General features: G+C 49.1%; 22 protein-coding genes. 11 read left to right on the forward strand and 11 right to left on the reverse strand.

The genetic code is table 11. The features are described from left to right. Positions 1 to 10: 10 nt before the first annotated feature. The 8 genes from JXR92_RS12565 (at position 11) to JXR92_RS12600 (ending at position 8064) form a co-directional block, all read left to right on the forward strand. Positions 11 to 430, forward strand: coding sequence for a hypothetical protein (locus tag JXR92_RS12565; protein ID WP_119962210.1), 420 nt, complete (start codon positions 11 to 13; stop codon positions 428 to 430). Beyond that, entirely contained in the window at positions 414 to 1484 is a 1071-nt protein-coding gene (atpB, locus tag JXR92_RS12570; RefSeq protein ID WP_119962211.1) for a F0F1 ATP synthase subunit A, read from the forward strand. The genes JXR92_RS12565 and atpB overlap by 17 nt, the downstream gene beginning before the upstream one ends. A gap of 56 nt (positions 1485 to 1540) precedes the next feature. Further along, complete coding sequence (gene atpE, locus JXR92_RS12575; protein ID WP_005829122.1) at positions 1541 to 1798, forward strand: ATP synthase F0 subunit C; 258 nt, start codon at positions 1541 to 1543, stop codon at positions 1796 to 1798. A 95-nt stretch (positions 1799 to 1893) separates the two neighbouring features. Further along, a complete protein-coding gene (gene atpF, locus JXR92_RS12580; RefSeq protein WP_005829120.1) occupies positions 1894 to 2400 on the forward strand; it encodes a F0F1 ATP synthase subunit B in 507 nt (168 codons plus the stop codon). Between the two features lie 11 nt (positions 2401 to 2411). Next, positions 2412 to 2972, forward strand: a complete 561-nt coding sequence (locus tag JXR92_RS12585; RefSeq protein ID WP_119962212.1) for a F0F1 ATP synthase subunit delta — start codon at positions 2412 to 2414, stop codon at positions 2970 to 2972. Positions 2973 to 3105: 133 nt separating this feature from the next. Continuing rightward, positions 3106 to 4689, forward strand: coding sequence for a F0F1 ATP synthase subunit alpha (atpA, locus tag JXR92_RS12590; protein WP_117599733.1), 1584 nt, complete (start codon positions 3106 to 3108; stop codon positions 4687 to 4689). Between the two features lie 100 nt (positions 4690 to 4789). Beyond that, positions 4790 to 5680 carry a F0F1 ATP synthase subunit gamma gene (locus JXR92_RS12595; protein ID WP_117599583.1) on the forward strand — a complete coding sequence of 297 codons (891 nt, stop codon included), beginning with the start codon at positions 4790 to 4792 and terminating at the stop codon, positions 5678 to 5680. Between the two features lie 167 nt (positions 5681 to 5847). Further along, positions 5848 to 8064, forward strand: coding sequence for an AAA family ATPase (locus JXR92_RS12600; RefSeq protein ID WP_119962213.1), 2217 nt, complete (start codon positions 5848 to 5850; stop codon positions 8062 to 8064). Between the two features lie 34 nt (positions 8065 to 8098). Here the strand turns inward: JXR92_RS12600 and JXR92_RS12605 are convergent, their stop codons facing one another. The 5 genes from JXR92_RS12605 to JXR92_RS12625 form a co-directional block, all read right to left on the reverse strand. Beyond that, a complete protein-coding gene (locus JXR92_RS12605; RefSeq protein ID WP_138345909.1) occupies positions 8099 to 8998 on the reverse strand; it encodes an SDR family oxidoreductase in 900 nt (299 codons plus the stop codon). A gap of 28 nt (positions 8999 to 9026) precedes the next feature. Continuing rightward, positions 9027 to 9623: an occludin gene (locus JXR92_RS12610; RefSeq protein WP_119962214.1), complete on the reverse strand. Its 597-nt coding sequence runs from the start codon at positions 9621 to 9623 to the stop codon at positions 9027 to 9029. Positions 9624 to 9723: 100 nt separating this feature from the next. Next, on the reverse strand, positions 9724 to 10530 hold the full coding sequence (locus JXR92_RS12615; protein WP_117599587.1) for a hypothetical protein: 807 nt from the start codon (positions 10528 to 10530) through the stop codon (positions 9724 to 9726). Between the two features lie 21 nt (positions 10531 to 10551). Continuing rightward, a complete protein-coding gene (locus JXR92_RS12620; protein WP_131226268.1) occupies positions 10552 to 11274 on the reverse strand; it encodes a response regulator transcription factor in 723 nt (240 codons plus the stop codon). Between the two features lie 73 nt (positions 11275 to 11347). Beyond that, on the reverse strand, positions 11348 to 13042 hold the full coding sequence (locus JXR92_RS12625; RefSeq protein WP_119962215.1) for a sensor histidine kinase: 1695 nt from the start codon (positions 13040 to 13042) through the stop codon (positions 11348 to 11350). A gap of 201 nt (positions 13043 to 13243) precedes the next feature. Here JXR92_RS12625 and JXR92_RS12630 point away from each other — a divergent pair, with 201 nt between their 5' ends. Both JXR92_RS12630 and JXR92_RS12635 read left to right on the forward strand, forming a co-directional pair. Continuing rightward, entirely contained in the window at positions 13244 to 15397 is a 2154-nt protein-coding gene (locus tag JXR92_RS12630) for an outer membrane beta-barrel family protein (protein WP_117599734.1), read from the forward strand. A 133-nt stretch (positions 15398 to 15530) separates the two neighbouring features. Further along, a complete protein-coding gene (locus JXR92_RS12635; protein WP_226791163.1) occupies positions 15531 to 16706 on the forward strand; it encodes a TlpA family protein disulfide reductase in 1176 nt (391 codons plus the stop codon). A 199-nt stretch (positions 16707 to 16905) separates the two neighbouring features. Here JXR92_RS12635 and JXR92_RS12640 read toward each other — a convergent pair whose 3' ends face one another. Next, complete coding sequence (locus JXR92_RS12640; protein WP_117966480.1) at positions 16906 to 17031, reverse strand: DUF3791 domain-containing protein; 126 nt, start codon at positions 17029 to 17031, stop codon at positions 16906 to 16908. A 129-nt stretch (positions 17032 to 17160) separates the two neighbouring features. Here JXR92_RS12640 and JXR92_RS12645 point away from each other — a divergent pair, with 129 nt between their 5' ends. Continuing rightward, complete coding sequence (locus JXR92_RS12645) at positions 17161 to 18831, forward strand: formate--tetrahydrofolate ligase (protein ID WP_119962218.1); 1671 nt, start codon at positions 17161 to 17163, stop codon at positions 18829 to 18831. Between the two features lie 104 nt (positions 18832 to 18935). Here the strand turns inward: JXR92_RS12645 and glyA are convergent, their stop codons facing one another. The 5 genes from glyA to pyrB all read right to left on the reverse strand — a co-directional run bounded on the left by glyA (position 18936) and on the right by pyrB (position 23114). Next, the gene (gene glyA, locus JXR92_RS12650) at positions 18936 to 20216 is read right to left on the reverse strand and encodes a serine hydroxymethyltransferase (RefSeq protein ID WP_117599591.1); all 1281 of its coding nucleotides are present in this window, start codon (positions 20214 to 20216) and stop codon (positions 18936 to 18938) included. A 102-nt stretch (positions 20217 to 20318) separates the two neighbouring features. Beyond that, positions 20319 to 21089 (reverse strand): porin family protein, encoded by a 771-nt coding sequence (locus JXR92_RS12655; RefSeq protein WP_117966416.1) that lies wholly within the window; start codon positions 21087 to 21089, stop codon positions 20319 to 20321. A 23-nt stretch (positions 21090 to 21112) separates the two neighbouring features. Continuing rightward, a complete protein-coding gene (locus JXR92_RS12660) occupies positions 21113 to 21679 on the reverse strand; it encodes a flavin reductase family protein (RefSeq protein WP_117599593.1) in 567 nt (188 codons plus the stop codon). Next, positions 21676 to 22140, reverse strand: a complete 465-nt coding sequence (gene pyrI / locus JXR92_RS12665) for an aspartate carbamoyltransferase regulatory subunit (RefSeq protein ID WP_117966419.1) — start codon at positions 22138 to 22140, stop codon at positions 21676 to 21678. Before pyrI ends, JXR92_RS12660 begins: the two co-directional genes overlap by 4 nt. Before the next feature lie 26 nt (positions 22141 to 22166). After that, positions 22167 to 23114 carry an aspartate carbamoyltransferase gene (gene pyrB / locus JXR92_RS12670; protein ID WP_005829081.1) on the reverse strand — a complete coding sequence of 316 codons (948 nt, stop codon included), beginning with the start codon at positions 23112 to 23114 and terminating at the stop codon, positions 22167 to 22169. Positions 23115 to 23259: the final 145 nt, after the last annotated feature.

A 23259-nucleotide genomic window follows, 5' to 3' on the forward strand; every position in this document is an offset into this window, starting at 1 on the left:
GGTTGTTGGCGTGACTATTACTAAGAGAAACTACTTATTGCATACAGCGCTCTTGACGGTATTGATAGGAATTGTAGGCGGATGGACGTACTTTTCGATAAATCCGCATCACTATTTCGGCGGTTATCCGCTGATTCCGCTTTTCTTCTTTGTTTTCGGAATATTCATGATTAATATGACCGAAAGCTGCCGTCACCGGATGCCGGGACGAATGTTGCAGATTTATCTGCTGATGCGTGTGATGAGAATGCTGGTTTCCATGATTGTGATGCTGGTTTATTGCGTTGCAGTACGTGAGGAAGCCAGGGCGTTTCTGTTGACGTTTATAGCCAACTATCTGATATATTTGATTTATGATTCCTGGTTCTTCTTCACTTTCGAGGCGAACAAGAAACAGAAAAAGAAAAGTAACAATGAAAAGATTGCGTAACATACTGACTGTAGTTCTGTTGGCATTGGGCATGTTGCTACCCGCCACGGTGCGGGCTGAGAATACGGTGGACGTGAAGGAGATTGTCTTCGGGCATATCGGCGATTCTTACGAATGGCACATCACGACGTGGGGCGAAACTCACGTTACGATTCCCTTGCCGGTAATAGTGCATAGCTCTACCACCGGATGGCATGTCTTTCTATCCTCACGTCTGGAGGAGAACGGTGGAAGTTATGAAGGCTTTTCCATCGCTCCCGCAGGAAGCAAGTACGAAGGCAAGCTGGTGGAGCATGATGCCACCGGAAACGAAATACGCCCGTTGGATATCTCCATCACGAAGGTGACACTGGCTTTGCTCATCAACAGTGCATTGCTGCTTGTCATCATTTTAAGTGTGGCGCACTGGTATCGCAAGCACCCGCAGGGAAGTGCCGCTCCCGGTGGTTTCATCGGGTTTATGGAGATGTTTATCATGATGGTGAACGATGATATTATAAAGAGCTGTGTCGGTCCGAAGTACCGTAAATTCGCACCTTACTTGCTGACGGCCTTCTTCTTTATTTTCATCAATAACATTATGGGGCTGATTCCTTTCTTTCCCGGAGGGGCCAACGTGACGGGAAATATAGCCATTACGATGGTATTGGCCATCTGCACTTTCTTGGCCGTGAATATCTTTGGAACCAAGACCTATTGGAAAGATATCTTCTGGCCGGATGTGCCCTGGTGGCTGAAGGTGCCGGTCCCCATGATGCCGTTTATCGAGTTCTTCGGTATTTTTACCAAACCGTTTGCTTTGATGATACGTCTTTTTGCCAATATGCTGGCAGGACACATGGCAATGCTGGTGCTTACCTGCCTGATATTCATCTCGGCCAGTATGGGACCTGCTTTGAACGGAACGCTTACCGTGGCCTCGGTGCTGTTCAATATCTTTATGAATGCACTTGAATTGTTGGTTGCCTTTATCCAGGCATATGTGTTCACCATGCTGTCAGCCGTGTTCATCGGTCTGGCGCAGGAAGAGCATAAGGAGAAGGCGGTGAAATGATACGATTATTGGGAATATAAATATTAATAAAAATAACCATTTAAAAACTGAAAGTTATGTTACTATCTGTATTATTGCAAGCTGCTGCGGCAGGTGTGGGAGTTAGTAAACTGGGTGCAGCCATTGGTGCTGGTCTGGCTGTTATTGGTGCTGGTGTAGGTATCGGTAAAATCGGCGGTTCTGCCATGGAGGCCATTGCCCGTCAGCCGGAAGCATCCGGAGATATCCGTATGAACATGATTATTGCCGCTGCCTTGATTGAAGGTGTTGCTTTGTTGGCAGTAGTTGTGTGTTTATTGGTGTTCTTTTTATAATGTACAATCTACCATTTACGATTTACAATTTGTCCGTGCAGCATCACCGCGCAGCCAAATTGTAAATCGTAAATTGTCAAATCGTAAATAAAATTATGTCATTGTTATTACCCGATAGTGGTCTGCTGTTCTGGATGCTTCTTTCATTCGGTGTGGTGTTTGTGGTGCTTGCCAAGTACGGTTTTCCCGTTATCACCAAGATGGTGGAAGGTCGCAAGACCTACATCGACCAGTCTTTGGAAGTGGCACGCGAAGCAAATGCCCAGCTCTCCAAACTGAAAGAGGAGAGTGAAGCGTTGATTGCTGCTGCCAACAAAGAACAAGGACGCATTCTGCGGGAGGCGATGCATGAGCGTGACAAGATTATCGTCGAAGCACGCAAGCAGGCGGAAGCCGCCGCGCAGAAGGAGCTGGACGAAGTTAAAAAGCAGATACAGCAAGAGAAGGAAGAGGCCATCCGCGATATTCGCCGCCAGGTGGCAGTCTTGTCCGTAGATATAGCTGAGAAAATTATCCGCAAGAATCTGGACGAGAAACATGAGCAGATGGAGATGATAGACCGGATGCTGGATGAAGTGCTGGCCGCAAGTAGAAACAATTAATTCTCAAAGAAATGGATATAGGAATCGTTTCGATGCGTTATGCGAAAGCATTGATGGAATATGCCAAGAGTATGGGGGTAGAAGATACTCTGTACAAGGAGTTTTGTATGCTTGCCCGTAGCTTCAGGAAACATCCGGATTTGTGCATGGCATTGGAAAACCCCATCCTGACGATACGTGAGAAGTTCGCACTTATCTGTACCGCTGCTGTGGGGGATGCTCCTGCGGGCCGTGAGTTTGCGCGTTTCATGACCTTGGTGTTGAAGAACCGGCGGGAAAACTTTCTCCAGTACATCTGCCTGAGTTTTCTGGATTTGTACCGGAAAGACAAGCATATCGGTGTAGGAAAGCTGATAACAGCCGTTCCCGTCAGCCAGGAAGTGCGGGAGCGTATCCATAACAGTGCTTCCACCCTGCTGCATGCCAGCATGGAGCTGCAGACTGAAGTGGATCCCTCCATTGAAGGTGGTTTTATCTTCGACATCAACGACTTCCGTCTGGATGCCAGTATTGCTACGCAGCTTAAGAAAGTGAAACAGCAGTTTATTGATAAGAATAGAAGGATCGTATGATTTACGATTTGACAATTTACAATTTACTATTTAATAGTCTTGTGATGCGTAAGTTGTAGAGGTCAAAACGGTATATGATTCGGGTTCTTTCAAATAGTAAATAGTAAATCGTAAAATAGTAAATACTAAGATGTTGTCTGAAAATATAAAAGTAAGCGAAGTCTCCGATATTCTCCGCAAGCAACTGGAAGGGATTGACACCCGCGTACAGTTGGACGAGATTGGCACGGTACTGCAAGTCAGTGACGGTGTAGCCCGTATCTATGGGTTGCGCAATGCCGAAGCCAACGAGTTGTTGGAGTTCGACAACGGCATCAAGGCCATTGTGATGAACCTCGAAGAGGATAATGTGGGTGCTGTGTTGCTTGGCCCTACGGATAAAATCAAGGAAGGCTTCATTGTAAAGCGTACCAAGCGTATTGCTTCCATCATGGTGGGAGAGGGTATGCTGGGCCGTGTAATAGACCCTCTGGGTGCGCCGCTTGATGGCAAAGGACTGATAGGCGGAGAACTTTATGAAATGCCGTTGGAACGTAAGGCACCGGGAGTCATCTTCCGCCAGCCGGTGAATCAGCCGCTTCAGACCGGTCTGAAGGCTGTGGACGCCATGATACCTATTGGTCGCGGACAGCGTGAGCTGATTATCGGTGACCGCCAGACCGGTAAGACAGCCATTGCCATCGATACCATCATCAACCAGCGTGCCAATTTTGAAGCAGGTGATCCGGTATATTGCATTTATGTAGCCATTGGCCAGAAAGGTTCTACCGTAGCTTCTATTGTGAATACCCTGCACCAATACGGTGCGATGGACTATACCATTGTGGTGGCTGCTACGGCGGGAGACCCGGCTGCATTGCAGTATTACGCTCCCTTTGCAGGGGCTGCCATCGGAGAGTATTTCCGTGATACCGGCCGTCATGCGCTGGTGGTCTATGACGACTTGTCCAAGCAGGCGGTGGCCTATCGTGAAGTGTCTCTGATTCTGCGCCGTCCGTCAGGACGTGAGGCCTATCCGGGTGATATCTTCTATCTGCACTCCCGTTTGCTGGAACGTGCGGCGAAGATTATCAGCCAGGAGGAAGTGGCACGCGAGATGAACGACCTGCCGGATAGTCTGAAAGGCAAGGTGAAAGGTGGTGGTTCGCTGACTGCATTGCCCATTATCGAAACTCAGGCAGGAGACGTGTCCGCCTATATCCCAACGAATGTGATTTCAATCACTGACGGGCAGATATTCCTTGATACGAATCTCTTCAACCAGGGTAACCGTCCGGCCATTGACGTGGGTATCTCCGTGAGCCGTGTGGGTGGCAATGCCCAAGTCAAGGCGATGAAGAAGGTGGCAGGTACATTGAAGATTGACCAGGCACAGTACCGTGAGCTGGAAGCATTTACCAAGTTCAGTGGTGATATGGACCCCGTGACGGCATTGACCATCGACAAGGGACAGAAGAATACGCGCCTGCTGGTACAGCCCCAATACAGTCCGATGCCGGTAGAAAAGCAGATTGCCATTCTTTATTGCGGCACACACGGCTTGTTGAGGGATATTCCTTTGGACAAGGTCAGCGAGTTTGAACGCAACTTCCTTGAGTCTCTTGAGATGAACTATCGCATGGAGGTACTCGACGTTTTAAAGACAGGTGTCATCAACGACGATGTCTGCAAAAAGATTGAGGAGACGGCAGAGGCGGTTGCAAGGCAATTCATGTAATGTACAATTAGACAATTTACAATTTACAATTTAGCTGCGCCATAACCCGCATGGCAAATTGTACATTGTACATTGTACATTGTAAATCGTAAATAGATATATGGCTTCACTGAAAGAGGTAAAAAATAGAATAAGCTCCGTCAAGAGTACACGCCAGATAACATCGGCGATGAAGATGGTGGCATCTGCCAAACTGCACAAGGCGCAGGGGCGGATTGAGAATATGCTGCCTTATCAACGGAAGCTGAATGAGATTCTGACGAACTTTCTGCGTACGGATGCTTCCTTCGAGTCGCCCTATACCGAGAAAAGGCCCGTGACGAGGGTAGCGGTCGTGGCGTTTTCGTCCAATAGTTCCTTGTGCGGTGCATTCAACTCGAATGTGGCGAAGATGCTGGAACGGACTTTGGAAGGTTACCAGTCGCTGGGCAAGGAGAATATTCTGATATATCCCGTTGGGAGAAAGGTGGAGGAAGCTGTCAAGAAAATGGGATATGTGCCGCAAGGCAGCTATCAGTTGATGGCAGACAAGCCTTCGTACGTTGAAGCGTATGAGCTGGCGGAGAAGCTGATGCATGAGTTTGTGGAAAAGCAAATTGACCATGTGGAGCTGATTTACCACCACTTCAAATCGATGGGTTCGCAGGTGCTGCTTCGCGAGAATTATCTGCCCATTGACCTGACGCAAGTGGCGCAGGAGGCGGCAGAAGATGTACCGGAAGATGCCCGCAGTTTCAATAATGATTACATTGTGGAACCTTCCGTCGGCGAGTTGATAGCGGAACTTCTGCCAAAAGTGTTGAGTCAGAAGATATTTACCGTGCTTCTCGATTCCAATACTTCGGAACATGCTGCCCGTATGCTTGCCATGCAGACGGCGACAGACAATGCCAATGAGCTGATTCAGGATTTGACGAAACAGTATAACAAGAGCCGTCAGCAGGCCATTACGAATGAGCTGCTCGATATTATCGGCGGTAGCTTGAAATAGTCCGGATTGCCCCGTAAAGGGCTTTCTCAGGATGGGTACAAATAAATGGAATAATAGGACAAGGATAACGAAATAACCGCTATCTTTGTCCTATTATCATATATGGCTACTGATGAAATCCGTATCATTCTGAGAGAGAGCGGATTGGTTGAATAATAAACATATCCATGGAGAATAATCCCGAAATAGCGCTTGCATGGCAATTCATTGAAAACACAGGCACTCATCTTTTTTTGACCGGCAAGGCAGGTACCGGTAAGACAACTTTCCTGCGAAGACTGAAGGCAGAGAGTCCGAAACGGATGATTGTACTTGCGCCGACGGGAATTGCCGCTATCAATGCAGGCGGTGTCACCATCCACTCCTTTTTTCAAGTACCTTTCGCTCCTTATGTGCCCGAAAGCTCATTCAGCGCGGATGGCAAAGCATCTTACCGTTTCCGTTACGGGAAAGAGAAAATCAACATTATACGCAGTATAGATTTATTGGTCATCGATGAAATCAGTATGGTCCGTGCCGACTTGCTCGATTCGGTGGATGCCGTCTTGAGGCGGTTCCGCGACCGGAACAAACCTTTTGGCGGCGTGCAGTTGCTGATGATTGGCGACCTTCAGCAGCTTGCTCCCGTAGTGAAAGACGATGAGTGGCAGATGCTGCGCAAATACTATGACACGCCCTATTTCTTTTCCAGCCAGGCCTTGAAGCAGACGGAATATTGCACCATAGAGCTAAAGAAAGTCTATCGGCAGAACGATGGGACTTTTCTTGAATTACTGAACCGCATTCGCGAAAACCGTTGTGACGGACAAGTGCTGGAAGCCTTGAACCGCCGGTATATTCCCAATTTCGTACCTGATAAAGAAGAAGGATACATCCGCCTGGTGACCCACAATTATCAGGCCCAACGGATTAATGACCATGAGCTGGAACAACTTCCGGGACGCTCGTATGCCTTTCGCGCCAAGATTGACGGAAAGTTTCCCGAATATTCCTATCCTACGGATGAGGTGCTGGAACTGAAACGCGGTGCCCAGGTAATGTTTGTGAAGAACGACACCTCCGGCGAACACCGTTACTACAATGGCATGATTGGAGAGGTGACAGCCGTGTCGGCAGATGGAATTGAAGTGCGCAGCAAGGGAAGCGACGCTACCTTCTTACTTCAGGAGGAAGAGTGGACGAATGCCAAGTATGTGCTTGATGAGGAAACCAAGGAGATTACAGAAGATATTGAAGGAACATTCCGGCAGTATCCGTTGAAACTGGCTTGGGCAATTACCATCCACAAAAGCCAGGGACTGACGTTTGAACGTGCCGTGATTGATGCCAGCGCCTCCTTTGCGCATGGGCAGACGTATGTGGCCCTGAGCCGCTGCAAGACATTGGAGGGAGTGGTGCTCAGTGCCCCGCTTTCTGCAAGAGCCATAATCAATGACAATGCAGTGGAAACCTTCACGATGGAGGCACGGAGAAACGAGCCGGACGAGAAACGCTTCCGTTCCTTGCAGCAGACCTATTTCCTGGAACTGCTGTCGGGCTTGTTCGATTTCCAGCCCATGGAGCAGGCTTTGCGGCGGTATGTGCGGCTGATAGACGAGCACTTGTACAAGCTCTTTCCCAAGCAACTCGCAGCCTGCAAGGAGGAAGTGGAACGTTTTCACGACAAAGTGACGAAAGTGGCCCAGAAGTTCGGTATCCAGTATACCCGTCTGATTGATACTGCGCAGGACTATGCAGCCGACCCGACTTTGCAGGGGCGCATACACTCTGCCGCCACTTATTTTCAAGAGCAGTTGCAACCGCTGGATGCGGTGATGGCGAGTACGGTAACTTCCGACAATAAAGAGTTGAAGAAGAAGCTCCGGGATGCCATGGAGGAACTGGAGGCAATGTTTGACTTGAAGACTGATTTGCTGGATTATGTACTGGAGAATGGTTTCCATGTGGCAGGATACTTGAAGCAGAAAGCACTGCTTTCCATTGACGATTCGGCTTCGCAGAAGGGTAAAGGCAAAGGGAGAAGTGCTGCTGCCAAAGAAGGGCAGGGAAGCAGTAAGCAGGCTGATAAAGAGAAACGTCCGCGTGAGCGGAAACGCGATGCTGCAGCTGTTGAAGTACCCACGGATGTGTTGCATCCGGAACTTTACAACCGCTTGGTGGCATGGCGCAATGCAGAAGCTTCCGCATTAGGGTTGCCCGTATATACCGTCATTCAGCAGAAGGCAATTCTGGGTATCAGCAATCTGCTTCCTTCGGATAAGGCCATGCTTGTACGCATTCCGTATTTCGGAAAGAAAGGGGTGGAGAAATATGGAGATGTGATTCTGGAGATGGTACGTGTGTATCGCAAAGAGAAAGGACTGGCAGAGCCGGAGTTGCTGTAGTCGAATCTGCTGCCATCCGAACTTGCATTATTTACTATCCGAACATCAGCTTTATTCCTTCCTTCAGCGTATGCGGTCGATATCCCAGTTCCCGGCGTGCCTTTTCTATACTCAGCCCGCTGAAACGGGGACGTGGCGTCTTTTCATTCATCTCCTTCGTAGTGACGGGACGGATGAGCGAGCGATTCAGTCCCAATACGTCCGCTACCCGATAAGCGATGTCTGCAATGGTCAGGCACTCGCTGCCACAGAGATGATAGATACCGTTTTGCGGATGACTTATCAGCTTCTCCACTCCTTGCGACACGTCTCCCACGAAGGTGGGCGTACGCCATTGGTCGGACACGACGAACACTTCCTCATTGCTCCTTAATCTGTTTGCCACCAGTTGAAGCACATTGCCATGCTGTCCGGGCAGGGAGGCACCGTACACCACCACTACACGCACGATGGCATAATCCTTGCAAACGGCAGCGATACGTTTCTCACCTTCCAGTTTGGTGTAGCCGTAATAATTAACGGGAGTGGGAATATCCTCCTCTGTATAGGGTCGGTCCGTATCACCACCGAAAACGAAGTCGGTGGAAAGATGGATAAAACGGCTGCCTCCCGTCTCACAGCATTCTGCCAGGTGCTCTACGGCAGTGATGTTGACGGCATCCGCTTCTGCATGGTGCGTTTCGCAATAATCGGGGACGGAGAGGGCGGAGGTATTGATTACAACATCCGGCTGTACTTCCTGGAAAAGCTTTTCCACCGCCTGGCGGTTGCATATATCCGTGCGGATAAAGCGATAGTTGCCCGAATGGGGACAGATGTCGTCGTGCAGGGAACAGCCCGTTGTCTGATAAGACAAGTTGCGGGACAAATCATCCAGGATGCGCCTGCCGGTAAAACCGTTGGCACCTATCACCAGTATTTTCTTTCTTGCCATTGACTTTGGTTGTTAAATGGTGTGGGCATCAATAGGGCACATGCCTGCCTTGCTGTACCTCGATGCGTATGCCAAAGGCTCCGTTGGCTGATTTCAGCTCGAACGCCCCTTTGAAATTGTTCTTTTCCCAAGGCAGTGCGGAAGGGTTGGGCACTTTCCAGCCGTCCTTGTCATATTCGCCGTACGTATGGATGCGCATGCCGTTCTTCAAAGTGAAACTTCCCATTTGCAGGTTGTCAGTAGAGCCCCAGAAGCCCGTCAGTCCGAAGGGATTCGAACTGAAATACCGGGAGTTGCTGAGTGAGAATATGTTCGAAAGGCCTTGTGAATAAGTCACGTTCGGGTTCAACCGGAAGATGCGGCTGTAGTCCTTGCTGGCATCCGGTATCTCCAAAGTGAATTTGGGAAGAGTGGGGGCAGACAGATTCATCAGCCCCATATCCAGCAGGAAGCCGTCGTAATTCTTCACGCCCGGCAGAAGCTCCTTTTCAGACGGAGACATGCCTTCGGGAGACGCTTCGCCATGTACTGCAGTACGTACCGTATCGGCAGGCATCTCGCTCTGTGCGCTGACGGATGACATGCCTGCAAGTAAAATGATGATGCAGAAGAAGATTCGTTTCATAGTTCTTTGTTCACAATTTCAGTTGCTGTCTGCCGCATAGGGGCGGACTGAACAAAGATACTCGTTTCCCTCTATTTCCGGAAATATCTTTGTATTATTTCTATTTCTTTATACGAATGGTAGGGGCGAAGACGGGCGAAGTCACCCATTTCATTTTGGTGGGGTCGTAGCTCCGTTCCAGGCCTCCGTTGAGGTCGAGCCAGTCCGTCACTTTCAGTTCCAGTACCATGCCATAACCGCTTTGCGGATACATCGGGTTCATATATCCATGAAAGGAGTTGCTTCTCCCGTAGCCCGAATACTGGCCGAAGGCATGCAGGCGCATGTAGGGATTGATGCGGTAGGATACGGAGGCATTGTAACCTACGTCCCATTGGGTACCCCGGGGGGCATCCCTTTTGGCATACCGGGCGCCGGCAATGGAGGAGGGGGTAGAGATGGAATAGTGGGCGGCATACACTCCGCCGCTCAGTTCCCAATGTCCGTCGGGACTGTAATAAGTAATTCCTGCGCCAGCCTGCATGATGGAGCCCATTGCAGGATAGGTGTTATGGCTGCCGTACATCGTCAGTACGACTTCCGGCGAGAGCAGGAAATCGGCGAAACGCTGGAAGTCCCATTCAAAGATGTTCTTCTGAAAGTGTATCTTCTTCATGTCCGTCCAGGGCAGGGGCTCCACATAGTCGGAGGGAGGGAGATGGAGATTTATCTCTTCCTGCTGTTCGCCCTGCAGACTTTGTTGGGGCTGGCTTTCATCAAGGCCCGTACGCTTGTTCTCTTTTGGAGAAAAGGGAATCTGCTCTTTCTTTACGGGAGGCCGGTTCTTTATTGTGTCTTCCGGAATCTCGCTCTGTGCATAGGCGCAGAGTGAGGAACAGATAAAAGTGATGAATAATAACTTTCTCATAAATAGTAGTTTAGTTTTAGTTTAGTTCACTATTAGTTTATATCCTATTCCCCGCACATTGACGATACGGATGCGCTCGTCTCCGGCCAGTTTATGCCGCAGTTTGGTGATGAACACATGCAGGCTGCGGGAGTTGAAGAAGCTGTCGTCTCCCCAGAGGTCGAGCAATACGTTCTGGGTGTTGACCACCTGGTTGCGGTTCTCGCAAAGGCGTTTCAGTATTTCGGACTCGCGGTGGGAGAGTTCCACTTCCGTATCCGCGTTAGGTGAAGTCGGGGTGCTGCCTGCAAAAGCAAGTCGTTGAGTGACGGAATTGAAACGGTAGTCACCGATTTCAAAAACGGTAGTTTCTTTGGGCTTTTCTTCTGTAAAGGAGAAAGCTTTGCCTACCAGGGCCTTTATGCGGATAATGAGTTCCTGCATTCCAAAAGGCTTTTTCAGGTAGTCGTTGGCACCCAGCTCAAACCCTTCCACCACATCGTTGATGGCGGAGCGGGCGGTAAGGAACAGTACCGGGGTCTGTTTGTCGGTCTGCCGGATGCGGCGCACCATTTCAAAGCCGTCCATGCGGGGCATCATCACGTCTGCCACCAGCACGTCGGGGTGGAGGTCGAAGAACTTGCGCAATCCCTCTTCACCGTCTGCTGCGGTGTGGATGATGAAGTTCTGCCCTTCCAATGTGTCCTTGATAATCATGGCGAGGGTCTGTTCGTCCTCAACCAGAAGTACGGTTATCTTTTCCATAATTGTCGCTTTTGTTACAAGTAATGTAAAGCTCCTTAACAAGTAATGTAAAGTACCCTAACAAATAATGTTATCATATCCTTATCGTAAAGGTACTTCCTTTTCCCAACTCACTCTTTACCGATACGCTGCCACCATGCTTCTCTATCATGGTCTTCACATAGAACAATCCCAGCCCATAGCCTTTCACATCGTGCAGATTACCCGTGGGTACGCGGTAGAATTTGTCGAAGATGTGCTTCTGCTTCTCGGGAGCAATACCGATACCGTGGTCGCTGACGGAGATTTCAGTCTGTTCATTCTGCCCTTCGACGGTTACCTTGCGGCAATGGATGGTCACTTCGGCTTCTCCATGCGAATATTTGATGGCGTTGTCTATCAGGTTGCTGATGATGTTGCTGAAATGCGTACGGTCGGCAAGTACGCTCAGATCTTCCGGTTCGATGTCCACCGATATATGGACGGAGCTTTCCGCTTTCAGCTTGTGTTGTTCGATGAGCGTTTCCAGAATATCACGTATTGCAAACTCCTCCGGGTGCAGGCGGAAAGTCCTGCGGCGTTCCATACTCATGGAAAGTATCTGTTCAACCAGTCCACTGAGGCGCTGAAGCTGTTCCTGGCAGATACGCAGGTATTTGTCGCGTTGGGCCTTTTCCTCCGCTTGGTTGAAGTTGAGCAGAGCGTCGTTGGCGGCATATGCTACGGCGATGGGGGTTTTCAGTTCGTGGGTGATGTTGTTGGTGAAATCGCTCTTCATCTCTTCCAGTGTCTTCTGTTTCAGGATGGTGCGTATCAAGAACCAGAAGGAGAAAGCGAGTACGATCAGAATAACGAATGATGTGGTGAGAATGCCCGACATCTGTCGCAAGACCAACATGCCGGCCGGTTCCATGATGAGACGGTAGCTTTGATTTGTATTGATGTCGAAAGAATAATTATATTCCACGGCTTTTGAGGTAGGCACATAGCCGGGGGTACCGATGTTTACCAATGTATCTATATAGAGAATGGTAGAGTCCCATTTGCTGCCTTTGTGAAGATGTAGCAGCCTATGGGGAAGATTGATGTTACGGTCGTGCAGGAATGAAGTCAGCAGGCTGTCATAAAGCACTACGTCGGGGTCGGAAATGATGTCCAGTCCCGAATGCAGTCCGCGCTGGAAGTAGGTGGCGAGTTCCAGCATACTGTTTTGGTCGCGCAAAATCACATCCAGTCTCTCTTTGGCACTCAATGCGGATTGGGGAGAGCTGTCTGAGTCCCTGACTGCTTCTTCCAGAGGCTCTCGGGCAGAATCGGCAGACATCCAACGGACTTTATCCGTTTCCCTGTACTGGTCGATGAAAAGCACACTGTCCTCTTTGGTGAGCAAAGGAACGTTCTTCCTGACACTGACTTCCACGCGGGTTGAATCGTTCGGGTGGGTCACGTAAACACTGTCTCCTTTGGGCATGAAGGTTTCGTGCAGGGTAGCGTTGTCCAAAGAATCTTCACGGGAGATGGTGGTACTGCTACGGACAAATGATTTTCCGTCATCGCTGTATCCGGCTGATACGCTGACTTCACCGTGGTTGATGTCGTCCTGCTTCATTTTATCCACGCGTATCATCATTTCGTTATAGTCGCTCATGCGCATGGCTTCGGTGATGTCCCTTTCCATTTCGCTGTGCATGGTATGGTAGAGCCCCGTCAGCCAGTAGGCTTGGTAGGCGAAGATACCGGCCAGGGAGACGATGACAAGTATGGCAATATATTTGAATGGCAGTTTCATGTTTGTTTCCGGTTACTTTTATACATACAAAGGTAAGATTAATATTGTGAAACCTATCATCCGATAAGACTAAATAACACTCCCGATAACACTGGATAACACTTGGTAAGCCGCTGATAACACAAGTTTCTGCTGATTCTGCCGTACTTTGCAGACGAAGATTTGCAGAAGAAGAATATAAACATAAATAAAAAGAAGAACATGAAACGATTCTATTTACTCCCTATTGTATGCTGTGCTTTGAGCATCAGCCTTTCGGCACAAGAGAATAACGGTACTGCAACCACCTCCGGTGCGGACGACAACCGCATCCTCAGCGCCGACAGCCTTATCACGACCGATGCCCGTCTGGACAGTCTTTATCAGACCTTGCCGGAAGTGATGATTACCGGTGAACGCCCCATCGTTAAGGCAGCGCAAGGCAAGCTGGTGTACGACCTGCCCCGCCTTATCCGGAACCTCCCTGTAGACAATGCCTACGATGCCGTGAAAGAGCTTCCCGGCGTCATCGAGATGAATGGCGGGCTGCAGTTGGCAGGCCAGGGAGTCACCGTTATCCTGGACGGCAAAGTAACCACCCTCAGCACAGAGCAGCTCTATTCCTTGCTGCGCAGCATCCCTGCCAGCCGCATAGAGAAGGCGGAAGTGATGTACAACGCCCCTGCACGCTACCAGGTGCGTGGCGCACTGATCAATATCACCCTGAAACAATCGGCAGGCGGCCCCGGCTCCTGGCAAGGCGAACTCTATGCCAAGTATCGCCAGAAGCATAACGAAGGCTTTGAGGAACGCGCCAGCCTGCTCTTCAGCAAAAATAAATTCTCAGCAGATTTTCTTTACTCGCACAGCCATGGCCGGGGCTACTCTACTACCGACAAAGAGGCTGTGCACACCCTGGCAGACGGCTCGGTTCACCCCATGACAACAGATGAGGTGGGCCGTGGCCGCAGCCATACCCATAATTTCAGGGTAGGGGCGGACTATAACATCGCCAAGGACCATCAGCTGAGTTTCGTCTATAACGGTGGCTATTCCACCTCCCACAACTGGAAGGGCGTGACGGGCACGCAGGTGTCCACAACTCATGGCAATAGCACTGACTGGCTGCACAACGGCCGTCTGGACTATCGTACCCCTTTCGGCCTCAAAGCCGGTGCCGAACTGACCTACTACCGTTCCCCGTCCGACCAGTTGCTGCATAGCCGCATGCAGGATGAGGAACTTGACTTCTACACCGAAGATTGCCAACGCATCAACCGATGGAAATTCTTTCTGGCCCAGGAGCATAGTCTGGGAAAAGGTTGGGATTTGAATTACGGAGCCATCTATACTACCAGCATCGACAACAGCTACCAATATTATTACGACCCCGAAACCGGCGAACAACTGACCTCCTCAGATGCCTTAAGCAATATGAAGTCCCGCCGCCGCGAACAGACCTGGAATATCTATGCAGGTTTCAGCAAGAGTTTCGGCGACAAACTCGCTTTGGACGCTTCCCTGGCTGTGGAGCATTACAAGACTCCCGTCTGGAACCAGTGGGACTGGTATCCCATCGTCAACTTGAACTATATGCCGGCACCGGGACATATCCTTCAGCTCTCTCTGAGCAGCGACAAGGACTATCCCGACTACTGGGCGGTGCAGGATGCCGTCTCTTACATCGGCGGTGGATACTCTGAGCTGCATGGTAATCCGTTGCTGAAACCGGCACAAGAGTATGAGCTGAAAATGACCTATATTTTGAAGAGCAAATACATCTTCAGCGCCTGGTTCAACCACACCAAGGACTACTCTGTACAGACACTCTACCAATCCTCCGAACGTCTGGTTGAAATCTACAAGACACTCAATTTTGATTATCAGCAACAAGCAGGAATACAAGCCTCTATCCCATTTAAGGTGAAGGATTGGTTGAATTCTCGCCTTACCCTCATAGGCTTGTGGCACCGCGAAAAGGATGGTGATTTCTGGGATATTCCTTTCGACAGAAAGCAATGCTATGGCATTGCCCAGATGAGCAATACTTTTACTCTCTCCACCAAACCCGACTTGAAGCTGACGGTGACCGGCTTTGTGCATAGTAAAGCCATTCAGGGCATTTACGACCTGCCTACGTCGGGCAATGTGAATATTGCCCTGCGCTACGGCTTTGCCAAGAACAAAGCCATCCTCAACCTCTACTGCAACGATATTTTTGAGACGGGACAGATTTCTCCCCGCATCCGTTTCAAGACGCAGAATGTGACGAATCATTACTCATGCTTCCGCGAATTCGGCGTATCGTTTACCTATAAATTCGGAGGATATAAGGAGAAGCAACGGGAGGCGGTGGATACGTCGCGGTTCAAATAAAAAGTAATTATTCGCTGAATAGTTACAATAAAAAAGGTCGATGTTAAATATGAATAAAAGGGATTACGATATTTTCGTAATTCCTTTTATTCTTAGTATCATTGTTCATTGTTAATCAAAATCGATAAAGGATATGAACTGCAGGAAGGTAGTAAGCGCTGTATTTCTGTTATTAGTAAGCGTTTGTATGCAGGCGCAAGGTACTTGTGTCATTGAAGGAAAAGTAAAGAATGTGAAGCAAGGAGTCTGCCTGAATCTATTTCGGATGGAAGGAGACGTGGGAAACAGTATTGCAACAGATACCCTTCAGGGAGACAGTTTTCGTTTTGAAATACCTATCTCTAAAACAGATACAGAACGTTTGAGTTTGATGATTCGTGACGGTAATCTGTATAGTATGGGATTGTCCCTTTGGGCTAAGGAAGGTTCCCATATCCGCTTGACGGGCGAGGATATGAACATCTACACCTGGCAGGTGGAAAGTGAAATGCCGCAACAGAAGATATGGCAGCTTTTTGTAAACGATTCACGGGATTTATGGAACCATAATCAGGAGAATAGAATGGAGCACATGCGATTGATGCGCAAATATCCCCGGAAACCGGATGATAAGGAGGTGTTGGCAAAGGTCGTTGCTCTACGTGACAGCTTGGAGAAAGTAGAAAATGATTTGGATATCCGCATAGATTCCAATGTTATAGCCCGCATGAAGCAGTTGCCGATAGAGGAGGTATGGATGGATAAACTGAAAAGTCTGGCGATAGGGGTGAGGTACACCAAGGGATATCCCTATCGCAAAGAAGTAGAGGAGTTATATGCCAGACTTACCGATGAACAGCGCGAGACACCGGAAGCTCTGGATATCCGGGCATATCTATTTCCTGCCCAGACGGTTGCTACCCAAGAGCAAGCTGCGGATGGTGACTTGTTTGACTTGCAAGGAAACGTACACCGCTTGTCCGATTTCAAGGGGAAAGCGGTGCTGATAGATTTCTGGAGCCGTGGTTGCGGTCCTTGCCTCAAGGCTTTGCCGGAGATGAAGGAAATCAGCCAAAAGTATAAAGACCGTTTGGAGGTAGTAAGTATAAGCATTGATGACAAAACAAATTGGGAGATAGCTTCGCGCCATCATGCCATCAGTTGGTGGAACTTGAATGACTTGAAAGGCAATCACGGATTGTATGCCAAGTATAGCGCAGGCTCCATTCCCCGCTATGTGTTTTTATCTCCGGAGGGAGAGGTTGTAGAGATGTGGTCCGGTTACGGGAAAGGCAGTTTGTTGGAGAAACTGGGAAAACTGATGGAATGATAATCAAATTATTCCCGTTCTCTAATGAAACTTTCATACAATGCGACAGGACCGTAATGCCAATATTTGGTGTTTTCCTTTTCAAGCAATTGAACAGACTGACTTTGGAGGGTAGCAATAAATATAGGTTATTGTCTGTAATTTTTCTATTCATAGTATACCTCCTCTGCTTTAATATAATTGAGATAGGTTAGTGCCTCTATTGTAACACTCCGTATCTGTCAAACAACTCCATTACCTCCCTTCCCTGCATAGAGTTCTTCTTTTTATACTGCTCTATGCAGAACGAGATGAAATAAGTAACATCCAATTCAGATTTATTCATAAGATGAACCATGTTTTTGTCTCTTGCAAATGTAATAAAAGTATTTCTACCTTGATGTGGTTTGCTACAAAAAATGTACTTTTGCAACTTTCAAAACATTAAAGTTGTTATTTAAAGAAAAGACTCTGTATGAAATCGGACATTGAAATAGCCCGCAGCATAGAGCTGAAGAAGATAAAGCAGGTTGCCGAAAGTGTGGATATCCCGCGTGACGAGGTAGAGAACTATGGACGATACATAGCCAAGATTCCCACTCATCTGATTGATGAAGAGAAGGTGAAGAAAAGTAATCTGATACTGGTGACGGCAATTACTGCGACAAAGGCGGGTATCGGTAAAACAACCGTATCCATCGGTCTGGCACTGGGACTGAACAAGATAGGCAAAAAGGCAATTGTCGCTCTGCGCGAACCCTCTTTGGGTCCTTGTTTCGGCATGAAAGGCGGTGCTGCCGGCGGAGGATATGCCCAGGTGCTTCCCATGGAGAAGATAAACCTGCACTTTACGGGCGACTTTCACGCCATTACTTCGGCACACAACATGATTTCCGCATTACTCGACAATTATTTGTACCAACATCAGGCGGACGGCTTCGGACTGAAAGAAATCATCTGGCGGCGTGTACTCGATGTAAACGACCGTTCCTTGCGCAGTATTGTCACCGGATTGGGTCCGAGCACTAACGGCATTACCGAGGAGTCGGGCTTCGACATTACTCCGGCTTCTGAAATTATGGCCATTCTTTGCTTGGCAACAGACCTTGATGACCTCCGCCGTCGCATCGAGAACATTATCTTGGGATTTCGTTTTGATGGTACTCCATTCACTGTGAAAGAGTTAGGAGTAGCCGGTGCCATTACTGTTCTGCTGAAAGATGCCATCAATCCCAACTTGGTGCAGACTACCGAAGGTACTGCCGCTTTTGTTCATGGAGGACCGTTCGCAAATATTGCCCATGGTTGCAACTCCATTCTTGCCACAAAAATGGCCATGACATTCGGCGATTATGTAGTGACGGAAGCCGGCTTCGGGGCTGACCTGGGTGCGGAGAAGTTCTACAACATCAAGTGCCGCAAGAGCGGCCTACAACCCAAGTTGACGATAATCGTTGCTACCGCACAAGGATTGAAGATGCATGGCGGCGTCAGTCTGGACCGCATCAAGGAACCCAATATGGAAGGACTGAAAGAGGGCTTCGGCAATCTGGACAAGCATGTACGCAATTTGCGTTCATTCGGTCAGCAGGTCATCGTGGCATTCAACCGTTTTGCCAGTGATACGGACGAGGAGGTGGAAGCTATCCGCCGCCATTGCGAAGAAAAGCTCGAGGTAGGTTTTGCCGTGAACAACGCCTTTGCCAAAGGAGGAGAGGGAGCCGTTGACCTTGCCAATCTGGTAGTAGATACTATTGAGAACAAACCATCCGAGCCGCTGACCTTCACTTACGAGGAGAACGATTGCGTGGAACGCAAAATCGAAAAGGTAGCCTGCAACCTCTACGGAGCAAGTGTAGTGACTTACAGTCTCCATTCCCGCAAGGTTATCAAACTGATAGAGCAGATGGGTATCAGCCATTACCCCGTCTGTATCGCCAAGACGCAGTACTCCTTCTCTGCCGATCCGAAGATATATGGTGCGGTCAATAACTTTGAATTCCATATCAAGGATATTGTAGTCAACAACGGTGCGGAAATGATTGTAGCCATCGCCGGTGAAATTCTTCGTATGCCGGGATTACCAAAGAAACCACAAGCCGAACACATTGATATTGTGGATGGAAATATAGAAGGGCTGAGCTAAACGCGCGGAGCGCGTTTAGAATTAAAAAGCAAGAATAAAGGCTGCGCAGTTCAAAGCGAACATCGCGCAGCCTTTAATTTTAATTCTTAATTGCTGTTTGCTTATCAATAAGCAAACAGAGGATATTCTTTCATCTTTGCATTGACGCGTGCACGTACCTCTGCGATGACTTGTTCGTTGTCTACGTTGGACAGAACGGTTTCAATCATCTCGGCAATTTCGAGCATCAGGTCTTCCTTGGCACCACGGGTTGTGATGGCAGGAGTACCCAAACGGATGCCGGAAGTCTGGAAAGCCGAGCGGCTGTCAAACGGAACCATGTTTTTGTTTACGGTGATGTCGGCAGATACCAACGCTTTCTCGGCAACCTTACCGGTCAAATCGGGATATTTGCTGCGCAGGTCCACCAGCATGGAGTGGTTGTCCGTACCGCCGGAAACAATAGTGAAGCCACGGTCCATCAAGGCTTGTGCCAGGACAGCGGCATTTTTCTTCACCTGCTTGGCATATTCTTTCCATTCCGGTTGCAGGATTTCGCCGAAGGCAACGGCTTTGGCTGCGATGACATGTTCCAGCGGACCACCTTGGATACCGGGGAATACGGCTGAATCCAGCAACTGGGACATCATCTTGATTTCTCCCTTCGGAGTTTTCTTGCCCCAGGGATTGGGGAAGTCCTTACCCATCATGATAACGCCACCACGAGGACCACGCAGAGTCTTGTGAGTAGTAGAGGTCACTATGTGGGCGTATTTCACGGGGTTATCCAGTTCACCGGCTGCAATCAGTCCGGCAGGATGAGCCATGTCAATCATCAGGATGGCACCTATCTTGTCCGCGATTTCGCGCATGCGCTTGTAGTCCCATTCGCGGGAATAAGCAGAACCGCCGCCGATAATCATTTTGGGTTTCTCGCGCAGGGCAACTTCTTCCATCTGGTCATAGTCCACGCGTCCGGTTTCCCGGTTCAGATTGTATTCGCAGGGAGTATAGATAATACCGGAAGTGTTGACCAGGGAGCCATGGGAGAGGTGACCACCGTGTGCAAGGTTCAGTCCCATGAATTTGTCGCCCGGGTTGAGCACGGCGAGGAATACGGCTGCATTAGCTTGTGCACCGGAGTGCGGCTGTACGTTGGCCCATTCTGCGCCGAAGATTTGTTTCAGGCGGTCGATGGCAATCTGTTCACTCTGATCCACTACCTCACAGCCACCATAGTAACGCTTGCCGGGGTATCCTTCAGCATACTTGTTGGTAAGGCAGGAGCCCATTGCCTGCATAACTTGGTCACTTACAAAGTTCTCTGATGCAATCAGTTCAATGCCTTTGAGCTGACGTTGGTGTTCTTTTTCGATAAGTTCGAAAATTAAATCATCTCTTTTCATTCTGCTTATTAGATAAGTTTGGTAAATCTGTGTTCTCTTATTAAGCGCACAAATTTACGGGAAATAAATGAATAAATTGAAAGAAAAGGAAGAAATTTACTGTCAAAAGAACACTCCGAAAGAAAAACTCAGCACATTGTCCCTGCGGTGAAAACGGATTTCGTTTTTCGTATTTTCGTCTGCGGCGTTGTTGTCGGCCGGAATATCGTATGTCACACTTTTGGAGATGTTGTGCAGCCCCATGTCGTAACGGAAGTCGAAAAAGACGCGTGAGATGGTGACGGATACGCCGACCGTGAAGCTGAGATTGAGCGGACGCAGCCTTTCACGGATATTCACCTGGTCGAAATTCTCGAAGTCGATGTCGCTTTTCCGGTCCCATATATAGCGCACTTTGGGTCCGCCAAAGACGGCAAGGCTGTACGGTCCCTCCTTGACGAAGTTGTATCCGTAGATGACGGGGATGTCTATACTGTGGATGGACGATGTAATGGAGGCTTCCTCCGGCAGGGCTCCTGATGCGGCGTTTTCGGGCAGAGGTTTCTCGAAGGTGATGTTGCACCGGTTGATGTTGTAGGATATTTCCGGTTGCAGAAAGTGGCGGTCGAAGTTTATCCGCATGAAAAGGGAACCGAAATATCCTATCTTGTAATTGTTCTGCACTTCGTCGATGGGCACTCCGTTGACGCTGAACTGGGACACAAGGAACAGGGAAGAGGTGAAACCGCCTTTGAAACCGAAATTGACCGGAGTTTCCTTGCGGTGTCCGGAATGCTCTTCATCGGCAGTACCGGGCACAATCGGAGTCTGTCCCCACATCATGGTGGGGAAGGCCAACAGATATAAGCCCATCAGGATTCGTCGCAGCTCCATCTCTTAAAACCTTTATCGCATTATTACTTCTTTTTCTCCACCGTCCATCCGAACTTGCCTATCTTTTCCCCCAGCTCATAATATCCGCCGTGCACATAAACCAGCGGATTCGTTTCCGCCAGTTCCAGTTTGCCGGTTTCAGGGTTCAGATTACGGGTATCGGCACGGACATTTACCACATCTGCTATAAACATGTCGTGCGAACCGAGAGCCATAATCTCCTTTACCCGGCATTCTATGCAAAGCGGTGATTCCTCGATAAGAGGCGCGCTGACTACGGTGCTTTTCCCGGGTGTCAGATGCATTTCCTCGAATTTGTTGTAGTCCTTTCCGGAGCGTACGCCACACCAGTCCGTGGCACGGGCCATGTCTTTCGTGGTGAGGTTGATGACGAATTCCATATTCCGCTTGATGATGTCGTAGGAGTGGCGTTCGGGGCGTACGGAGATGTAGCACATGGGCGGGTTCGTACAAATCGTCCCCGTCCATGCGATAGTCAGAATGTTATATTCCTCCGGAGTGCTTCCGCAGCTCACCAGTACGGCGGGCAGCGGATAAATCATGGTTCCGGGTTTCCAGTCTTCTTTCATATAATCTCAATATCTTCTCTGGTCTGCTCCTTTTCGCAGTAGTGGCATTTGATGACGCAATTGTCCTTATCCACGACATGAAACAACGTAGGCATAGGCTCATTGTTCGTGATGCACTTCGGGTTGGCGCATTTCACGATTCCGCGCAGTTCGTCGGGCAGGCGGACTTCGCGTTTCTCCACCACTTCGTAGTCGCGGATAATGTTCAGTTTTACATTGGGAGCCACCACGGCGATACGGTTTATCTCTTCGTCGCAGAAGAACTTGTCGGCAATCTTGATAATGCCTTTCGTGCCCAGCTTCTTGCTCTTGAGGTTGAAGCCGATGGTGATATTGTTGCTCATGTGTTCCAGTCCGAGCAGGGAGACTACGGTAAACAGTCTCTCGGAGGGTATATGGTCTATTACAGTGCCGTTTTCCAGAGCAGCAACCTGCAATTCCTGTTTCTTTTCGCTTAACATCTTGAAATATTAGTTATTAGACGATTCTACTGAATTACTCCTTTACTCTTTTTCACCTCATCCAGTGTGATGCCCAGTACATCGCACAGAATAGCTTCACGGGCATACAGTCCGTTTTGTGCCTGCTGGAAATAGTATGCCTTGGGATTGTCGTCCACATCATAGGCTATTTCGTTGACACGGGGCAGCGGATGCAGAATGCGCAGGTTGGGACGGGTATGTTCCAGCATCTTGTTGCGCAGGATGTAGACATTCTTCACCCGCTCGTACTCCATAAGGTCGGTGAAGCGCTCGCGCTGCACACGGGTCATGTAGAGGATGTCGGCGTCTGCGATGATTTCTTCCGTAAAGTCCGTATGTTCCACGTACTTGATGTTGTGCTCGCGGCAGTAGATTTTGTATTCTTCGGGCATCCGCAACTCGTCGGGAGCGATGAAGTGGAAAGTGGGGTTGAAGTGGCGCATGGCCATCAGCAGGGAGTGGACGGTACGGCCGTACTTCAAGTCGCCGACCAGAAAAATGTTCAGGTTCTCCAGTGTACCTTGTGTCTTGTAGATGGAATAGAGATCGAGCATGGTCTGTGAGGGGTGCTGGTTGGCACCGTCTCCTGCATTCACAATGGGCACGGTGGTGACTTCACTGGCATAGCGTGCGGCTCCTTCGAGGTGGTGGCGCATCACGATGATGTCGGCATAGTTGCTCACCATCTTGATGGTGTCTTTCAGCGTCTCGCCCTTGGATGAGCTGGTGGCCTTTGGGTCGCTGAACCCGATGACACGTGCTCCAAGCCGGTTGGCGGCAGTCTCGAAACTGAGGCGTGTACGGGTGGAAGGCTCGAAAAATAAGGTGGCAACTACTTTCCCGTCCAATATATGCCGATTGGGATGGGCTTCAAATTCTTTCGCCATCTCGAGCATATAGAGGATTTTTTCCCGGCTATGCTCGGCAATGGTGACTAAACTTCTGTTTTCCATATCGTTGAATTCATTTATACTTTTCGAGAGTGTAAAGTTACGGAAAATATGCGGGCTACGGAAATATGCGGGGAAGTTTTTTTGCGAAATATGGGCTGTTTTTCAAACCGTGCGGCATTTGTTTTGCAAAATCTACAAAGGGTAT

This window comes from Bacteroides parvus (assembly GCF_017309675.2).
Classification (GTDB): Bacteria; Bacteroidota; Bacteroidia; order Bacteroidales; family Bacteroidaceae; genus Bacteroides; species Bacteroides uniformis.